The following is a 16,661-nucleotide window of genomic DNA, read 5'->3' on the forward strand; positions in this document are numbered from 1 at the left end:
GCCCGCACCCAGACCGAGAAGCTCTCGTACAACAAGTACGATCCGGTTGTGCGCAAGCATGTCGAGTTCAAGGAAGCCAAGATCAAGTAATCTGGCGCCTGCTCGATCCGAGAATCAAAAAGCCCTGCATCACCGATGCGGGGCTTTTTGCTGTCTGGTGTGATGCTGATATGCGCTGTCGATGCCGGCAATCTGCTACCCCATTGGGCGAGTGCTAAGGCGGATCGAATGGGAGGTGAATGAGTGGCTGGTCCGGAGTGGCATGTCGAAGAGGCCACTCTGTCCACATCCGGACCAGCCGCCCCACGGGACTCAGGAGTTGCGGCGGACCTGAGAGAGCCGTAGGGAACCCTCAGCAACTGTCCCGTTTTGGGTCACTTGCTGTGTTGAGGGCAACCTACGCCAAGGCCGAAAAAACTCAAGGATTTCCGGCATTCCCGGTCCGGTAAAGCTTTGTTAATTATAACGCTTAACCCTAACACAGCCAATTGCGCGGGTTTCAGGCGGCGTCGAATACCACCCGGTTCCGCCCTTCGCGCTTGGCGCGATAGAGCGCCACATCGGCCCGCTTGATCAGCGATTCCGGCGTGTCGGACGCGCTCTCGTTGAGCGTCACCCCGGCCGAAACCGTCACCGACAGCGGCCGGCCGGCATTGACCTCAAACACCTTCTCGGCGATCGACTGCCGCACCCGCTCAGCCACCAGTTCGGCCTGGCCGAAATCGGTATCGGGCATCAGCACCACGAACTCCTCGCCGCCGAATCTGCAAGCTAGATCAACGCCCCGAATGTTGCGCTTGAGCCGGATGGCGAATTCGCGGAGTACGGCATCGCCGATATCGTGGCCATAGGTGTCGTTGACCGCCTTGAAGTGGTCGATGTCCAGGATCATCAGCGCCATGTCGCGCTCCTGGCTCTGCGCCTTGCCCAGCATCACGCCAAGATGGCGGTCGAAATAGCGTCGGTTGTAGAGGCCGGTCATATCGTCGGTCACGGCCAATGCCATGGTATTGTTGACGCTTTGGCGCAGTTCCATGGCATAGCGATGGCGGCGGATCTGCGTGCGCACGCGCGCTGCCAGCTCGTTGCGTTCCACCGGCCGGGAGATGAAATCGTTGACGCCCAGATCAAGTGCCCGGACCACGCGCGGCTTGTCGGTCTCGTCGGCGACCAGGATTATGGGCAGCGTCCGCGTGTTATCCAGCGTGCGTATCTGCGAGCAGACGCGCAACGGATCGAAGTCGGTCAGCGACATTGCTACCAGGGCCAATTCGTATTGTGCGCCAGTCACCTGGAACACCGCATCCGCCGGCTGGGTCAAGATATCCACGCTGTGCTCGGGCGTGAGATAATTCTTGATCCGCTCGGCATGCCGCTGGTCGGTGTCGACAATCAGGATAGAGCCGCCAGCGGTGCTGATCTTGTCCATGGCCCGAATGGCATCTTCGATGGCGATTTGCTGGCCGGTCGTGGCGCGGGCGCGCAGTTCGTCGGTCAGGGACTTGAGGCGCACCAGGCTTTTGACGCGCGCCATCAGCTGCACGTCATCCACTGGCTTGGTCAGGAAGTCGTCGGCGCCCACCTCCAGCCCCTTCACGCGGTCCGATGGCTGGTCGAGGGCCGTGATCATCAGCACCGGCACGTGCTGGGTCCGTGGATTTGACTTGAGCCGCCGGCAGACCTCGAAGCCGTCCATGTCCGGCATCATGACGTCGAGCAGCACGATATCCACATCGGAGGTCTGGCAGATGTCGAGGGCCTGTGGCCCCGAGGCGGCAGTGACGACGTCATAATATTCGGCTGTCAGTCGCGCTTCGAGCAGCCGGACATTGGTCGGGATGTCGTCAACAATCAGTACGCGTGCGGTCACTCTGGGCCCCGAAACTGTGCGCTGGCCAACGGCGTCCCCCATCGGCGTCGAGCGGGCCGATCAGGCAGGCCGCTGGAGTGGCTCTGTACGATCAGGCCGGGCCAATGTAGCGGGCAATAGTTTCCAGAAAGTGAGGCACCGAGATGGGTTTGCTGATGTAACCCTCGCAACCGCCCTGCAAAATCCGCTCCTCGTCGCCCTTCATGGCGAAGGCTGTGACGGCAATAACGGGAATGTGCGCCAGGTCATCGTCGTCCTTGAGCCACTTGGTGACCACAAGGCCGGACACCTCGGGGAGCTGGATATCCATGAGGATCAGATCGGGCCGGTGGGCGCGCGCGAGATCGAGCGCCTCCATGCCATTGCGGGTCTGGATGACGGCGTAACCGCGCGATTCCAGCAGATCGTTGAAGAGCTTCATATTCAGCTCGTTGTCTTCCACGATCATCACAGTCTTGGGCATGGATCCTTCTCCGCGCCATCAAGGCGCTGGCGGCTTCGCTTTGCCGCTCCATTCAGCTACCATCGAATCTCTTACAAAACACCAAATGAGGGCCTGCGGTGCCGCGTTCCGAGAGAGCCGAACCTTCCGTCGCTCCACTGGCCGAGGCTTGCCTTGGCTATCTGGCCGAAAACCCGGAAGAACTGCTCGCCTTCATGCAGTTTGCCGGTCTTGATCCCGACGCCCTTCGCCGGTCGGTCGGTTCCCCTCCCCTGCAGCGTGGCCTCATCGACTATTTTGCCTCAAACGAACCGATTCTGCTCGCACTCTGCGCAAATTCCGGCATGTCGCCCGAACAATTCATGCGGGTCTGGCATCGGCTCAACCCGACGGAGTGAGTCGTGCCCCTCCAGTGGCTCTGTCGCGATTGCCTGGAACACGGCACGGGCGCTATTGCCCCGATGCGCTGCCCAAGCTGCGGTTCACCGCGCCTGCGCAGCCATGAGGAACTGTTTAGTCTCTCGATCGCCCATGTCGATTGCGACGCCTTCTACGCTTCGGTGGAGAAGCGCGATGACCCCAGCCTGCGCGACAAGCCGCTGATCATTGGCGGGGGCGCGCGCGGGGTGGTGTCAACCTGCTGCTATATCGCGCGGCAATCAGGCGTCCGTTCTGCCATGCCGATGTTCAAGGCCAGGCAACTTTGTCCCGATGCCGTCATCATCAAGCCGCACATGGCCAAATATGTCGCGGTCAGCCGGCAGATCCGCCAGCATATGGACGCGCTGACGCCGCTGGTCGAGCCGCTGTCCATCGACGAAGCATTCCTGGATATGTCGGGGACGCAGGCGCTGCACAAGGCGCCGCCGGCATTGGTGCTGGCCCGGTTTGCCCGGGCGGTAGAGACCGAGATCGGCGTCAGCATCTCTGTGGGCCTCAGCCACAACAAGTTTCTGGCAAAGGTCGCGTCCGACCTCGACAAGCCCCGTGGCTTCGCGGTGATCGGTCAGGCCGAGACGCTGGCCTTCCTCGCGCCCAGGCCCATCAGCCTCATCTATGGCGTGGGCAAGGTGTTTGCAGAGACCTTGCGCAGGGATGGTCTAGTGACGATTGGCCAGCTGCAGGACGAGCCGCCGGAAAACCTGATGCGCCGCTATGGCGAAACCGGTGCCCGACTCGCCCGCCTGGCGCGGGGTGAAGACAGCCGCCGGATTTCGTCCGATGAAGAAATGAAAACCATCTCTTCTGAGACAACTTTTAATAATGACATCAGTGGTCTGGATGAGCTTTCCACCGAACTGCTCAAGGTGACGGAACGTCTGTCCGAGCGACTCAAGGCCAAGCAGGTCGTGGGCGACACTGTGACGCTCAAGCTCAAATCTGCCGGTTTCCGCTTGCGCACGCGCGCCCGGCATTTGATGATCCCCACACAGTTGGCCAATGTCATCTACGAGACCGGCCTGTCGCTGCTGGAACGCGAAGTCGATGGTACCGCTTTCCGGCTGATCGGAATCGGTGTTTCAGGTATCGATGCGGCGGACGGCAGTGATCCGGCAGATTTGCTGGAGCCTGCAATCGCCCGAAAAGCGGCGGCAGAGCGCGCCATGGACCGTGTCCGTAATCGCTTCGGTCGCGAGGCCGTTGTCCGTGGCAAGCTGTATAAGCAGAAACCGGCGTCGATGCCGGCCGAACCAGACGACCAGAACGAAGGCAAGACCAGATGACCAGTCCGATCGAAAAGCTCCGCGAATATGGCTATGAACTGCCCTCGCCCAAGGCGCCCGTTGCCAGCTATGTGCCCGTGACGCGGTCCGGCAACATCCTCTATGTTTCGGGACAGATATCGAGCAATGCAGGCGGCGTGGTGACCGGTTTGCTCGGTGACAACATGAATGTCGTCCAGGGCGGCAATGCCGCTGAATTGGCCGCACTGAACGTGCTGTCGCAAATTGTCCATATGGGTGGCGTGCCACTGCAGGATATCAAGCGCATCCTCAAGGTGACGGTGCTGGTGGCCTCGACCGCCGATTTCACCGAACAGCATCTGGTGGCCAATGGCTGTTCCAACCTGCTGGTTGGCGTGCTGGGCGACAAGGGCAAGCATGCCCGCGCGGCCTTCGGTGTGGCCTCCCTGCCCTTCGGCGCCGCCGTAGAAATCGAGGCTGTGGTCGAAGTCTAGTGCAACACCATCGTCACAATACGGTGCCATTGAGGCCCCTCAACGCGGCGAGGCCAGCATGACCCAATCCATGTTCCCCAATCCGATTGCCCATCGCGGCCTGCATGATCGCGCCGAGGGCTTCATCGAGAACAGTGCCAGCGCCTTCGAGGCAGCAATCGTCGGCGGCTTTGCCATCGAATGCGATCTGCAACTGACCAGCGATGGCGTGCCGGTGGTGTTTCATGACGCGGACATGAAGCGCCTGCTGGGCAAGGACGGCGCGGTTGCCGATACCACGGCCGCCGACATCACCACGACGCCTCTGCTGGGCAGCGCCGCCGGCGACTGCCCGCAGCGCTTTGTCGACTTTCTCAGCCAGATCGGTGGCCGTGCGCTGCTGCAGATCGAGCTCAAGCATCAGCGTGATGTGGCAGGCACGCAATTGCTGGCCCGAGCGGCGGCCGAGGCGCTGAAATCCTATGATGGCCCGGTGACGGTGGAATCGTTCGATCCGCACCTGCTGATGGCGATCCGCCAGTTCGGCTTCAGCGGATTGCGCGGCATCATCACCTATGACTATGCCGATACCGACGAAAATGGCCACCTGACCGACGAGCAGCGCTTCACCCTGCGGCACCTGCTGCACTGGCACGAGACGCAGTTCGATTTCATCTCCTGCGACAAGAATGCGCTTCAGCTCCCCGCCATCAACTTCTGGCGGGCGCTTGGCAAGCCGGTCACGGCATGGACCATCCGCTCGCAGGCTGAGGCCGATGCGGCCCTGCCATTTGTGGACCAGATCGTGTTCGAGGGTTTTGCTCCGGCCGCCAAATCTGCGTGATTGGCGGCCGAGGCAACCTTACAATAATGGACGAATAGCCCTATCTTGGGTCGTCCATTGACCGCCGCCGGAACTCCCTTGGCAGACCAGCCGATTTTTCGCGCCACCATCCATCCCAGCACGGCGGGCATTCCCGCCGATGTGTGGAATGGCCTTGCGCCGTCTACTGACGGGCGCTCCGATAACCCTTTCCTGGACCATGCCTTTTTCCTGGCGCTCGAGGCATCGGGCTGCGCCACTGCGCGCACCGGCTGGCAGCCGCAGCATATCCTGCTGAGCGACGATGAAGGCCGGCCGGTCGGGCTGATGCCGTTGTTCCTCAAGTCCCACTCCATGGGTGAGTATGTCTTCGACCATGGGTGGGCCGACGCACTGGAGCGGGCCGGCGGCAGCTATTATCCCAAGCTGCAATGCTCGGTTCCATTCACCCCGGCAACGGCGCCCAAGCTGCTGGTGCCATCCGGCGACCCGGCGATCCGGGCAGCGCTGCTCTCGACGGCGCAGCAGCTTGCCGGTCAGCGCAACGCATCGTCGGTCCATGCCACTTTCGTCCCTGAGGCCGAGGCCGCTGAGATCGAATCCGATGGCTGGCTCAGGCGGCTCGATACCCAGTTCCACTGGCACAATGAGGGCTTCGCCAGCTTCGAGGAATTTCTCGAAACCCTCTCCTCGCGGAAGCGCAAGACCATCCGCCGCGAGCGTCGCGATGCGCTGGCGGAAGGACTGGCTGTGCAATGGCTCAGCGGCTCCGATCTCAAGGAGCATCACTGGGACGCCTTCTATGATTTCTACGAGGATACCGGGTCGCGCAAGTGGGGCCGGCCCTATCTCAATCGAGAATTCTTCTCGCGACTGAACGAGACCATGGCCGACCGCATCGTGCTGATGCTGGCCTATGATGGCGCAACGCCCATTGCCGGTGCCATCAATTTCGTCGGCAAGGATCGCATCTTCGGGCGCAACTGGGGCTGCACGCGCGACGTGCCGTTCCTGCATTTTGAGCTCTGCTACTACCAGGCCATCGACTATGCGATCGCCCACAAGCTGGCGGTCGTCGAGGCGGGCGCGCAGGGCGAGCACAAGCTGGCGCGCGGCTATGCGCCGGCCACCACCTATTCGGTGCACTGGATTGCCCATCCGGGCCTGCGCCAGGCGGTTGCGGACCATCTGGAACGCGAGCGTATGTCGGTGGAGCGCAGCCAGGAACTGCTCGAACAGTTCACCCCGTTCCGCAAGGGCGAGAGGACTGACCGCTGATGGGTGGCACTATCGCCACTTTCGCGTTGCCGCCAACCGCTTTATGTAACAGCCCATGATTTGGGACATTATCGTATTCCTGCTGCAGGCCGCCCTCGTCTTCATCGTGTCGACGGCCCTATTTGACGCGTTGCACTGGACGCTGCACAAATGGGAGAGCTCACGCATCCCCCTGCTGCGGACCTTGTCGTCATGGCACTGGGTGCACCACAAGTTCCTGGGCCTCGATATGCAGATCAACCCTGCCTATGCCCGTGCCAATGTGTGGTTCCACATCTTGCCCGAATATCTGACCGCAATGGCGGGAACCCTGGTTTTCCTGCTGGTCTTCCCGTGGCCGGTCATCGCGGCCGTGGCCGCGTTGCGCACGCTCATGCTGGTGATGACGCTGCGCGAGGAAGGGCTCGACTATAACCACATGTCGATGGACCGGGTCGGGGGGCAGCAGGGGCTGCTGTGGGTGGACAACAATTACCACGCCATGCACCACGTCTATCCGCACAACTTCTTTTCGTCCTTTGCCAATGTGTTCGACCTGATTTTCGGCACGACCTGCCAGATCGAAGGGCGGCGCTTCCTGGTGACCGGTTCCCGCGGCGCTTTCGGCTCGGCGATGGTGGAGAAACTGACCGGGCTGGGCGGCATTGTCGAGACGGCGAAGTCCGGCGTCGACTTCACGGCAGGCAGCTACGCCAGCATGCGCGAAAAGCTGGAACGGGCCGATGTGCTTATTCTCTCCCACGGTGCCAAGACCGAGGATTGCTGGAACGCCAACAATGTCACCTTTCGTGAGCTGACCGAACTCATTACCGAGATCGGCAGTAGCCGGTTGGCGCCGCCTGAAGTGTGGGCGCTTGGCTCCGAAGTGGAATTCCATGGCGACATGGGCATGGATGAGCTCAAGGCCTATTCGGCCTCCAAGCGTGCCTTTGCCCTGCGGGCGCGCGACTACTACCGTTCAGATGCGCTGATCTATCGTCATATCGTGCCGTCGGCGTTTACCTCGGCCATGGGCAAAGGCGCCATGAGTGCGGCAACCGCCGTCAACATCGCCCTGTTCTTCATTCGCCGTGGCTTCCGCTACATACCGGTGACGATGACCGGGCTGGCGGTGCTCAACTACTTCCGTTTCCGTTTCTTCCAGAAGGAGCAGCCGGACGTTTCCCAGCCGGCGGAGTGAACCATGAGCTACGACCCGTCCAACATCTTCGGCAAAATCCTGCGCGGCGAAATCCCGGCGCACAAGGTCTATGAGGACGATGTCGCGCTGGTGATGATGGACCTGTTTCCGCAGTCACGGGGGCACACGCTGATCGTGCCCAAAGCGCCGTCGCGCAACCTCCTGGACGCCGATCCGGCCACGCTCACCGCGGTGATACCGTTGGTACAGAATGTCGCCAAAGCGGTGAAGGCGGCAACCAGCGCAGACGGTATCCGTGTGGTTCAGTTCAATGAGACGCCGGCCGGGCAGACGGTGTTCCATCTGCATTTCCATATCATACCGGTCTATGAGGGCGTGCCGCTAGGCGTGCATGGGGGCGGCAAAGCCGAGGACGGCGAGCTGGCCATGTTGGCCAGGGATATCGCCGCGGCCCTCTAGCGGTCGTGGCTAGTCAGTTCCACACCGACGCCGATCACAAAGTGTGTTCGACCACCAAGCCACCCTTGAGCGTCACGATGCGGTCGGCGCGGCGCGCCAGATCGTGATTGTGCGTAGCGATAAGCGCGGCCGCACCCTCGTTCTTGATCAGGTTGGCCAGGGCTTCGAAGACCAGGTCGCTAGTTTCTGGATCGAGATTGCCGGTGGGCTCGTCGGCCAGGATCACCTTGGGGTGGTTGGCGGCGGCGCGGGCAATGGCGACGCGCTGCTGCTCGCCGCCGGACAGCTCGGCTGGGCGGTGGCTGGCGCGCGGCGCTATGCCCAGCAGGTCCAGCAGTTCCATCGAACGCTTGTTGGCGTCGGCGGGGGACTTGCCGGCGATGAGCTGCGGCATGGAGACATTCTCCAGCGCGGTGAACTCGGGCAGCAGATGATGGAACTGGTAGACATAGCCGACGGTGGAGCGTCGCAACTGCGTCCGCCCGCGATCGCCGAGCTTGCTGGTCTTGATGCCGATGACCTCGACCTCGCCACCCTGCGGGCTCTCCAGCAGCCCGGACAGGTGCAAAAGTGTCGACTTGCCGGCGCCTGACGGCGCTACCAGGGCAACCAGTTCCCCGCTATTGACGGTGAGGTTTGCTGCCTCGAGCACGCGGACGATCTTGTCGCCCTCGCCGTAATGGCGGTGGACGTCGGTCAGCACCAGATGCGGTTTACTCATAACGCAGGGCCTCGACCGGGTCATATTGGGCGGCGCGCCAGGCCGGATAGAGCGTGGCGAGGAAGCTCAGACCCAGTGCCAGGCACACCACGACAGTGACCTCCATGGGGTCAGTCTTGGAGGGCAGCGAGGACAGGAAGAACACCTCGGGCGGGAAGATGGCCACGCCCAGCGTGTTGGACACAAAGGCCCGCAGCGGCTCCGCATTGGCCGCGACGATCAGGCCGAGCACTACGCCGGTCAGCGTGCCGACAACGCCGATCGTGGTGCCGGTGATCGAGAAGATGCGCATGATGGCGCCGCGCGTGGCGCCCATGGTCCGCAGCACCGCAATGTCCGAGCTCTTGTCCTTTACCAGCATGATCAGGCTGGAAATGATATTGAAGGCGGCGACGAGGATGATCATCGAAAGGATGGTGAACATCACCACGCGCTCGACCTGCAGCGCCGAGAAGAACGTCTCGTTGCGCTGCTGCCAATCGGTCAGCACCAGCGGCCGGGCGGACGGGTCGGCCTGCAGGCGCTGCCGCATCACCGTGGTGTTGTCGGGGTCGTCGATGAAGATTTCCGCCGCCGTCGCCTGGTTGATGCGCTCATAGGCGGCGTCGATTTCCTCATCGGTCGCCATTGGGTCCAGCGGACCCATGCCGGGCCTGAGGACTTCCTCGAACATCTTGAAATAGTCCTGCGCCGGCTCGAGCGGCATATACATGAAGAAGCTGTCAAACTCGACCATGCCCAGGTCGAAGATGACATTGACCGGGTAGGATCGGATCTGCGGCGTTGAGCCGAAGGGTGTCATCGCGCCATCGGGATTGATGATCTGCACCTGGTCGCCCAGCGATACGCCCAGCGTCTGGGCCAGGCGATAGCCAATGGCAATGCCCTTGGTCTCGTCCCATTGGTCCCAGCCACCCTGCTCGGCGGCATTATAGAGCAGGTCGAGCTTCTTGAGGTTTTCCTCGTCCATGCCGCGTACGGTCACGCCAGTGGAACTGCCCCGCCCCGATGCCAGCACCTGGCCTTCGACGAAATAGACGGCAAAGCTGACGCCATCGATCTGTTCGAGCGCCGCCACCGTCTCCTTGTAGTCGGTGAATTCGCGCTCGATCGGATAGGCGGTGAAATGCCCGTTGAGGCCGAGGATCTTGGTCAGCAGTTCGGCTCGAAAGCCGTTCATCACCGACATGACGACGATCAGCGTCGCCACGCCAATGGCGACACCTACCATGGTGAGGCCAGCGATCACCGAGATGAACGCCTCCTTGCGGCGGGCGCGCAGATAACGTCCCGCGACCATCCACTCAAAGCGCGAGAAAGCGCGCGTGCCCTTGTTCAGCAGAGGCGGCGCCGTGTCGGTCAAATGTCGGTCTTTCGCTGCGGTTCGATGAGGCCCTTGAGCCGCGCCACTGCCGCGGCAATCGGCAGGGTTTCGCGTTCGCCGGTCTTGCGGTGCTTGATCTCGGCTTCGCCCGCCTTGAGCCCGCGGGGCCCCAGGATGATCTGGTAGGGGATGCCGATCAGGTCGGCCGTGGTGAATTTGGCGCCGGCGCCCTGGTCACGGTCGTCATAGAGCATGTCGAGACCGGCCGCGTTGAGTTCGGCATAAAGCGCGTCACAGGCCGCGTCGCATTCCGCGTCGCCGGCCTTGAGGTTGATCAGCACGGCCTCGAAGGGGGCCACCGAAACCGGCCAGACGATACCAGCGTCGTCGTGGAACGCCTCGATCAGGGCGGGCACCAGACGAGTTGGTCCAATGCCGTAAGAGCCCATATGCACGACGACTTCCTTGCCGTCGGAACCGGTCACAGTCGCCTTCATGGGTTCGGAATACTTGGTGCCAAAGTAGAAAATATGGCCGACTTCGATACCGCGCGCCGAAACGCGGTTTTCCTCCGGCACGGCAGCCTCGAACTCGGCCATATCGACCATGTCCTCGGTGGCCGCATAGAGCGACGTCCAGTCGTCGAACAGCGGCTTGAGATCGCCACGGAAATCGGTGTCCTTGCCAGGAATGGGCTTATCCAGCAGGCGCCGGTCACAGAACACGGCGCTCTCGCCAGTGTCGGCCAGCACAATCCACTCATGGCTGAGATCGCCGCCAATGGGACCGGTATCGGCTCGCATGGGGATCGCCGTCAGGCCCATGCGGGCGTAGGTGCGCAGATAAGCCGCGAACATGCGTTCATAGGCCTTCACCGCGTCTTCCTTGGTCAGATCGAAGGAATAGGCGTCCTTCATCAGGAATTCACGGGAACGCATGGTGCCGAAGCGCGGGCGCACCTCGTCTCGGAACTTCCACTGGATGTGGTAGAGGTTCAGCGGCAGGTCTTTGTAGGACTTCACATAGCTGCGGAAGATGTCAGTGATCATCTCCTCATTGGTCGGGCCATAGAGGAATTCCCGCTCGTGCCGGTCCTCGATGCGCAGCATTTCCTTGCCATAGGCGTCGTAGCGCCCGGATTCGCGCCACAGATCGGCTGACTGGATGGTGGGCATCAGCAGTTGCACCGCACCGGAGCGATCCTGCTCTTCCTCGATGATCCTCTGAACCTTCATCAGCACCTTGTAGCCGAGCGGCAGCCAGGAGTAGAGGCCGGAGGCCTGCTGGCGGATCATGCCGGCGCGCAGCATCAGGCGATGCGAGACGATCTCGGCTTCCTTGGGCACGTCGCGCAGCACGGGCAAGAAGTAGCGAGACAGGCGCATGTGAACTCCCGAAAAGGACCGTCGACTCAAGGCTTTTGTTGATGCCCACTCAAATCCTACTCGTCCACCCGATGCAAGCATGGAAGGCATGCAGAATCTGCGTGACAGGTCGGATTCTAGTTGTTAGGGTCCCTCGCAATAAAGCACAGGCGGTCACAAACCGCCGGACGTCGACAACGTCAAGGGAGGAGCGTTGGCACCGCGCTTCAGTAGCGCGCCTAAGACCAGCGTATTGTCGAACAAACTCTATTCAGCGGGGCCATGTGCCCCGCTTTTTTGTTTCTGGAATCGAACATAACCGGGTTCACCCAAAACGGAAGGTGCGCAATGGCGGATGCGGCAGACCTCAGACGCATAGCTCTGGCCATGCCGGACACAAGTGAGGCGCCGCATTTCGATCGTGCGGCCTTCAAGGTCGACCGCATTTACGTGACCCTTGCGGCGGATGGCCTGACGGCGAACTTCAAGTTCTCGCCGGACGAGCAGGAATTCAAATGCCAGCTCGCGCCTGAGGTCTTTGCGCCTATCGACAATGCCTGGGGTCGTCAGGGGTGGACGACTGCAATGCTGGCAGCCGCCACCGAGCAGGATCTCCAGGCCGCACTTGCGATGGCCTATGCCCATGCCATTGGTAAGCCGAAACGCAAGCGGGGATAGGTTCGAGCTTCGAGGAGCCTCAGCGGTTCCAGTAGTGGTACAGGGTCTCGTTGCTGAGGGCCCAGAACAGCAGCCCTGTCATCACGACCGCCAGTGCCGTGGCAATCAACGCCCTGCGCAGCAATCTGGGCGTCACCGGCGCCGCCGGATCGGTGCCGGCCACCACTTCTCCAGCTTCTGCCTGGCTCCGATTGCCAATCGGCAGCACCGCAACGAAGCTGAGCCACCAGATGACGAAGAAGACGGCGATGATGGAGCCGATCTGCATGGACGTTTCCTTCGCGACGTGACCTGTCTTCACATACGCCCGGCGGCCTTCCCGCGGAAGCGGGAAGCGCCGTTGCTTATTGCCGCAGCTCGCGCGTTCCGGGGGTACTAGACCCGGTGTACGAAGACCGAAACGTTAGGCTTGCGGCCCCAATAGGCATTGACCTCATTGCGGATGGCCTTGAACAGGGCCGAGTTCAGCACTTCGGTATCGCTGCGCCGCTTGGGCGGCATGGACTTGATGACGCCGGCAATGGTGTCTTCCACCAGTTCGCTCAGTGACTCGTCCTCGGTCTCCGGCAGGCCTTCGATCACCAGATCGGGACCCGAAACGACCTGGCCACCACCATTGACGCACAGGCTGACCACCACATGGCCGCCAAAGGACAGGCGGCGCCGGCCTTTGACGCCGGATTCGTCAGGCGTGCAGAGTACGAGGCCATCGAGATAGAGCTCGCCGGTACGCACCTCGGCCGGGAAACTCATGGTTTCGGGGAAGAGCCGCACCAGGTCGCCGTTGCGGATGCCGCAGACATTGGGAATGCCGGAATCGCGGCCCAGCTTGGCATGGGCCTGCAGGTGCACCGCTTCGCCATGGACTGGGACCAGCACTTCGGGCTTCACCCAGTCGTAGAGCTTGCGCAATTCGTCGCGGCGGGGGTGACCGGTAACATGGACCAAACCGTCATTCTGGGTGATGACCTCGACACCCTTATCGATCAGCATGTTCTGGATATCGATGACTTCGCGCTCGTTGCCGGGAATGGCCCAGGACGAGAAAATCATGCGATCGCCGGCGGCCAGATCGATGACTGGATGTTCGCCGCGGGCGATGCGGGCGATGGCGGCGCGGGCCTCGCCCTGCGAGCCGGTGCAGATCAGCACGATCTTGTTGCGGGCAATGGACCTGTAGGCATCCTGGTCGAGCAGCGGCGGCAGGCCCTCGAGCATGCCGAGTTCCCTGGCAATGCCCGTGATGCGGTGCAGCGAGCGGCCCGACATCACCACCTGGCGGCCGGCCTTTTCAGCCGCCCGGACAATCGAGATCACCCGGCCGACATTCGAGGCGAAGGTGGTCACGGCGACACGGTTGGGCGATTCCGCGATCATGGCAGCCAAATTGGCGGCCACTTCGGCTTCACTGGGGCTCTCGCCATCCTTGAGCGCATTGGTCGAGTCGCAGATCAGCGCCAGCGGCGTCGAGCGGTCCTCGCCAATCTTCTGCAGGCGCGCGACATCGGTCGGGGCATTGCCAACCGGCGTCGGGTCAAGCTTCCAGTCGCCGGTATGCAGCACGCGGCCCACGGGCGTGGAAATCAGCAGCGCGTTGGATTCGGGGATCGAGTGGGCGACATTGATCGCCTCGATGGTGAAGGGGCCGACGGTGAAGGGCTTGCCGGGACGCATGATGGTGATGTCGACATTCTCGACAATGCCGTCCCCTGCCCGCTTGGCCGCCAGCATGGCGGCGGTGAACGGGGTGGCAAAGACCGGCTTTTCGAAGCCCGGCCATAGGTCGAGCACGGCGCCGTAGTGATCTTCGTGGGAGTGGGTCAGGATCAGCGCCAACACGTCGTCGGCGCGTTCCTCGAGAAATTCGGGATTGGCCATGATCAGCTCGATCCCCGGCAGGTCGGGCCCGCCGAAGGTCACGCCGCAATCGACAACAATCCACTTGCGCGAGCGTTCCGGCCCGAAGCCGTAAGCGCCCATATTCATGCCGATCTCGCCAACGCCGCCGAGCGGCACGAAGACGAGTTCATCCCTTTGGGTTTTAGCCATGGGTCAGTTCAGTCCTTTCGAGCGCAACGCCGGGGCGATCATTGGTCGCCGGTCGCCTGCGCAGTTGTTTGTGGTCAGCTTCGGGCGCTGGCCGTTGCCCCAAAATGTACGTCGCCCGCGGTAATCGCGACGCGGCGATTGTCATCGACGCGGACGATCAATCGTCCGGCGTCGTCGATTGTCTCGAAGATGCCACGGAGCACTTCGCCGTTCTGGTTGACCGCGACCGGTGCGCCGATGCCGGCAGCAGAGGCTCGCCATTGCTTCAGCACATCGCTGATGCCCCGGCCGTCATCCCAGACGCCGAAAATGTCCACCCAGGCGTCGCTCAACGCTTCGAAGACGTCTTCGGCGGTCCGCTTTACCCCAAGATCAACCAGGCTGGTCGCCGGATAGGGCAATCGCTGTGGCGCTGCAACCGTATTGACGCCAAAGCCAATGGCGATGGCGTGGCGGCCGTCGGGCAGCTTGCTGGCTTCCAGCAGGATGCCGGCAAGCTTGGCGCCATCGGCCAGCACATCGTTGGGCCATTTGAGAGCAATGCGGGAATTGCCACCCATTGCATCAGCCCCATCGATGCCGATCTTGACCAGTCCACCAGGCAATATGACCGACAGGGCGCTGCTGAGCGAAACGCCGGCAACGAAGCCCAGCGTTGCCGCCAAGGTGGGATCGGCCTCGGGCACGATCAAGAGCGTGGCAGCCAGATTGCCGTGCGGGCTCTCCCACTGACGGCCACGGCGGCCCCTGCCCTCCGTCTGCTGGCGCGCGGCGAACCAGATACCGCCGCGGTCGCCGGCGGCCGCCGCCTCGAGCGCCTCGGAATTGGTCGAGCCGATGCTGTCATAGCCGCGCAGCCGATAGCCGGCCGCGCGTGCCTTGAGTCCGAGGGCGAAGTCGCTCACCTAGAACAGGCTTCCGGCGGCCGTATGGGCAAAGCTCGCCAGCGGACCGCCCACAGTGAAGTAGTAGGTCACGAGCAGGAAGCCGCTGACCGCCATGATGATACTGAGCTCGGCGGGCACCGCCTCGAACTCGCGCACCGGTTCATCGAAATACATCACCTTGACCACCCGCAGGTAGTAGAAGGCGCTCACGGCCGACGCCAGGACGCCAATCACCGCCAGCACGTAAAGCTGGGCGTCGATGGCGGCGAGGAACGCATGCCACTTGGCGAAGAACCCGGCCAGCGGCGGCATGCCGATCAGCGAGAACATGATGATCGCCATGATGGCCGCCACAAAAGGCCGGCTCTGAGCCGCGCCGGCCAGTTCATCGATGGTTTCGACATAGCCAGCATCGGTCCGCAGCGACAGGAGGCACGCGAACAGGCCCACGGTCATAGCGACATAGATCGCCATGTAGATGGCGACACCCTCGACGCCGACCTGCGTTCCCGACGACAGGCCGACAAGCGCAAAACCGACATGGCCGATCGAGGAATAGGCGATCAGTCGCTTGATTGAACGCTGGCCGATGGCCGCGAACGCCGCCAGCACCATCGAGGCGATCGACAGGAAGATGACGATCTGTTGCCAGTCGCTGGCTATGCCCTGGAAGGTGTCCATGACAAGGCGCACGAGCAGCGCCATGGCCGCCACCTTGGGGGCCGTGGCGAAGAATGCGGTGACCGGGGTTGGCGCGCCTTCATAAACGTCTGGCGTCCACATGTGGAACGGTACGGCCGAAATCTTGAACGCAACGCCGGCGAGCAGGAACACCAGGCCGAAGATCAGGCCGATCGAGCGGCCCTCATTGGCGATGGCCACCACGATTTCCTGCAGATTGGTGTGGCCGGTAAAGCCGTAAATCAACGATGCGCCATAGAGCAGCATGCCCGAGGACAAGGCGCCCAGTACGAAATACTTGAGGCCCGCTTCAGTCGCCTTGCTGTCGTCACGTTTGATGGCAGCCAGCACATAGAGCGCGAGCGACTGCAGTTCCAGCCCGACATAGAGGCTCATCAGGTCGTTGGCGGAGACCATGGCCATCATGCCCAGCGTCGCCAGCAGCACGAGGATGGCATATTCGAACTTATGCGTGCCGTTCTCCTCGGCACGCGGCAGGGCCAGCATCAGCGAAAAGGCCGAGCCGCCCAGCACCAGCACCTTCATGAAGCGCGCGAAGCTGTCGGCGATGAAGACGCCGTTGAAGATCACGCCTTCCGCCGGTGCAAAGAGGATGACGGCGCCCACGACGAGGAGCAGCAGCACAGCGCCATAGGAGACCAGCAGGGAGCGCTCCTTGTTGATCACCACGCCGACGAGGAGCAGCACGATGGCGCCTACGGCCAGGAGCATTTCCGGGTAGGCGGGAGCCAGGCTCGCGAAATCGATAACGTCTGAGTTCACGGG

General features: G+C 62.3%; 18 protein-coding genes. 9 read left to right on the forward strand and 9 right to left on the reverse strand.

Annotated elements, in window-relative coordinates; translation table 11 throughout:
- Window positions 1–90, forward strand: a 90-nt coding sequence (rpmG, locus tag V6M52_RS05940; RefSeq protein WP_332700404.1) for a 50S ribosomal protein L33, incomplete at its 5' end; no start/stop codon positions are given.
- Between the two features lie 409 nt (window positions 91–499).
- On the opposite strand, the gene V6M52_RS05945 is transcribed toward rpmG, so the two are convergent.
- Together V6M52_RS05945 and V6M52_RS05950 are read right to left on the reverse strand one after the other, a co-directional pair.
- Window positions 500–1,870 carry a PleD family two-component system response regulator gene (locus tag V6M52_RS05945; RefSeq protein WP_332693047.1) on the reverse strand — a complete coding sequence of 457 codons (1,371 nt, stop codon included), beginning with the start codon at window positions 1,868–1,870 and terminating at the stop codon, window positions 500–502.
- Window positions 1,871–1,961: 91 nt separating this feature from the next.
- Window positions 1,962–2,333 carry a response regulator gene (locus V6M52_RS05950; protein ID WP_046170152.1) on the reverse strand — a complete coding sequence of 124 codons (372 nt, stop codon included), beginning with the start codon at window positions 2,331–2,333 and terminating at the stop codon, window positions 1,962–1,964.
- Window positions 2,334–2,431: 98 nt separating this feature from the next.
- Between V6M52_RS05950 and V6M52_RS05955 the strand changes: the two genes are divergently transcribed.
- From V6M52_RS05955 to V6M52_RS05985, 7 genes are all read left to right on the forward strand, one after another.
- Window positions 2,432–2,710 carry a DUF3572 family protein gene (locus tag V6M52_RS05955; protein WP_332693057.1) on the forward strand — a complete coding sequence of 93 codons (279 nt, stop codon included), beginning with the start codon at window positions 2,432–2,434 and terminating at the stop codon, window positions 2,708–2,710.
- Between the two features lie 3 nt (window positions 2,711–2,713).
- Entirely contained in the window at window positions 2,714–4,036 is a 1,323-nt protein-coding gene (locus V6M52_RS05960; protein WP_332693060.1) for a DNA polymerase IV, read from the forward strand.
- Window positions 4,033–4,491, forward strand: coding sequence for a RidA family protein (locus V6M52_RS05965; protein WP_332693063.1), 459 nt, complete (start codon window positions 4,033–4,035; stop codon window positions 4,489–4,491). Before V6M52_RS05960 ends, V6M52_RS05965 begins: the two co-directional genes overlap by 4 nt.
- Window positions 4,492–4,549: 58 nt before the next feature.
- Window positions 4,550–5,314, forward strand: a complete 765-nt coding sequence (locus tag V6M52_RS05970) for a glycerophosphodiester phosphodiesterase family protein (RefSeq protein WP_332693066.1) — start codon at window positions 4,550–4,552, stop codon at window positions 5,312–5,314.
- Window positions 5,315–5,392: 78 nt separating this feature from the next.
- Entirely contained in the window at window positions 5,393–6,571 is a 1,179-nt protein-coding gene (locus tag V6M52_RS05975) for a GNAT family N-acetyltransferase (protein ID WP_332700377.1), read from the forward strand.
- Between the two features lie 55 nt (window positions 6,572–6,626).
- The gene (locus V6M52_RS05980; protein ID WP_332700379.1) at window positions 6,627–7,751 is read left to right on the forward strand and encodes a hypothetical protein; all 1,125 of its coding nucleotides are present in this window, start codon (window positions 6,627–6,629) and stop codon (window positions 7,749–7,751) included.
- Between the two features lie 3 nt (window positions 7,752–7,754).
- The gene (locus V6M52_RS05985; RefSeq protein ID WP_332693075.1) at window positions 7,755–8,171 is read left to right on the forward strand and encodes an HIT family protein; all 417 of its coding nucleotides are present in this window, start codon (window positions 7,755–7,757) and stop codon (window positions 8,169–8,171) included.
- A gap of 34 nt (window positions 8,172–8,205) precedes the next feature.
- On the opposite strand, the gene V6M52_RS05990 is transcribed toward V6M52_RS05985, so the two are convergent.
- Genes V6M52_RS05990 through proS form a run of 3 tightly spaced genes read right to left on the reverse strand, consistent with a single transcriptional unit; the run spans window position 8,206 to window position 11,601 of the window.
- The gene (locus V6M52_RS05990; protein ID WP_332700381.1) at window positions 8,206–8,892 is read right to left on the reverse strand and encodes an ABC transporter ATP-binding protein; all 687 of its coding nucleotides are present in this window, start codon (window positions 8,890–8,892) and stop codon (window positions 8,206–8,208) included.
- Window positions 8,885–10,192 (reverse strand): ABC transporter permease, encoded by a 1,308-nt coding sequence (locus V6M52_RS05995; RefSeq protein ID WP_332693091.1) that lies wholly within the window; start codon window positions 10,190–10,192, stop codon window positions 8,885–8,887. The genes V6M52_RS05990 and V6M52_RS05995 overlap by 8 nt, the downstream gene beginning before the upstream one ends.
- Before the next feature lie 59 nt (window positions 10,193–10,251).
- Window positions 10,252–11,601: a proline--tRNA ligase gene (gene proS, locus V6M52_RS06000; RefSeq protein ID WP_332700383.1), complete on the reverse strand. Its 1,350-nt coding sequence runs from the start codon at window positions 11,599–11,601 to the stop codon at window positions 10,252–10,254.
- A 327-nt stretch (window positions 11,602–11,928) separates the two neighbouring features.
- On the opposite strand from proS, the gene V6M52_RS06005 reads away from it, so the two are divergent.
- Entirely contained in the window at window positions 11,929–12,258 is a 330-nt protein-coding gene (locus V6M52_RS06005) for an MmcQ/YjbR family DNA-binding protein (RefSeq protein WP_332693085.1), read from the forward strand.
- Between the two features lie 19 nt (window positions 12,259–12,277).
- On the opposite strand, the gene V6M52_RS06010 is transcribed toward V6M52_RS06005, so the two are convergent.
- The 4 genes from V6M52_RS06010 to nuoN all read right to left on the reverse strand — a co-directional run bounded on the left by V6M52_RS06010 (window position 12,278) and on the right by nuoN (window position 16,658).
- On the reverse strand, window positions 12,278–12,526 hold the full coding sequence (locus V6M52_RS06010) for a DUF1467 family protein (protein WP_332693088.1): 249 nt from the start codon (window positions 12,524–12,526) through the stop codon (window positions 12,278–12,280).
- A gap of 107 nt (window positions 12,527–12,633) precedes the next feature.
- Window positions 12,634–14,307 carry a ribonuclease J gene (locus V6M52_RS06015; protein WP_332700385.1) on the reverse strand — a complete coding sequence of 558 codons (1,674 nt, stop codon included), beginning with the start codon at window positions 14,305–14,307 and terminating at the stop codon, window positions 12,634–12,636.
- 74 nt (window positions 14,308–14,381) lie between these two features.
- Window positions 14,382–15,212 carry a biotin--[acetyl-CoA-carboxylase] ligase gene (locus V6M52_RS06020; protein WP_332694149.1) on the reverse strand — a complete coding sequence of 277 codons (831 nt, stop codon included), beginning with the start codon at window positions 15,210–15,212 and terminating at the stop codon, window positions 14,382–14,384.
- Window positions 15,213–16,658, reverse strand: a complete 1,446-nt coding sequence (gene nuoN, locus V6M52_RS06025; RefSeq protein ID WP_332700387.1) for an NADH-quinone oxidoreductase subunit NuoN — start codon at window positions 16,656–16,658, stop codon at window positions 15,213–15,215. It lies immediately after the preceding gene.
- Window positions 16,659–16,661: the final 3 nt, after the last annotated feature.

Source organism: Devosia sp., from assembly GCF_036676215.1.
Lineage (GTDB): Bacteria > Pseudomonadota > Alphaproteobacteria > Rhizobiales > Devosiaceae > Devosia.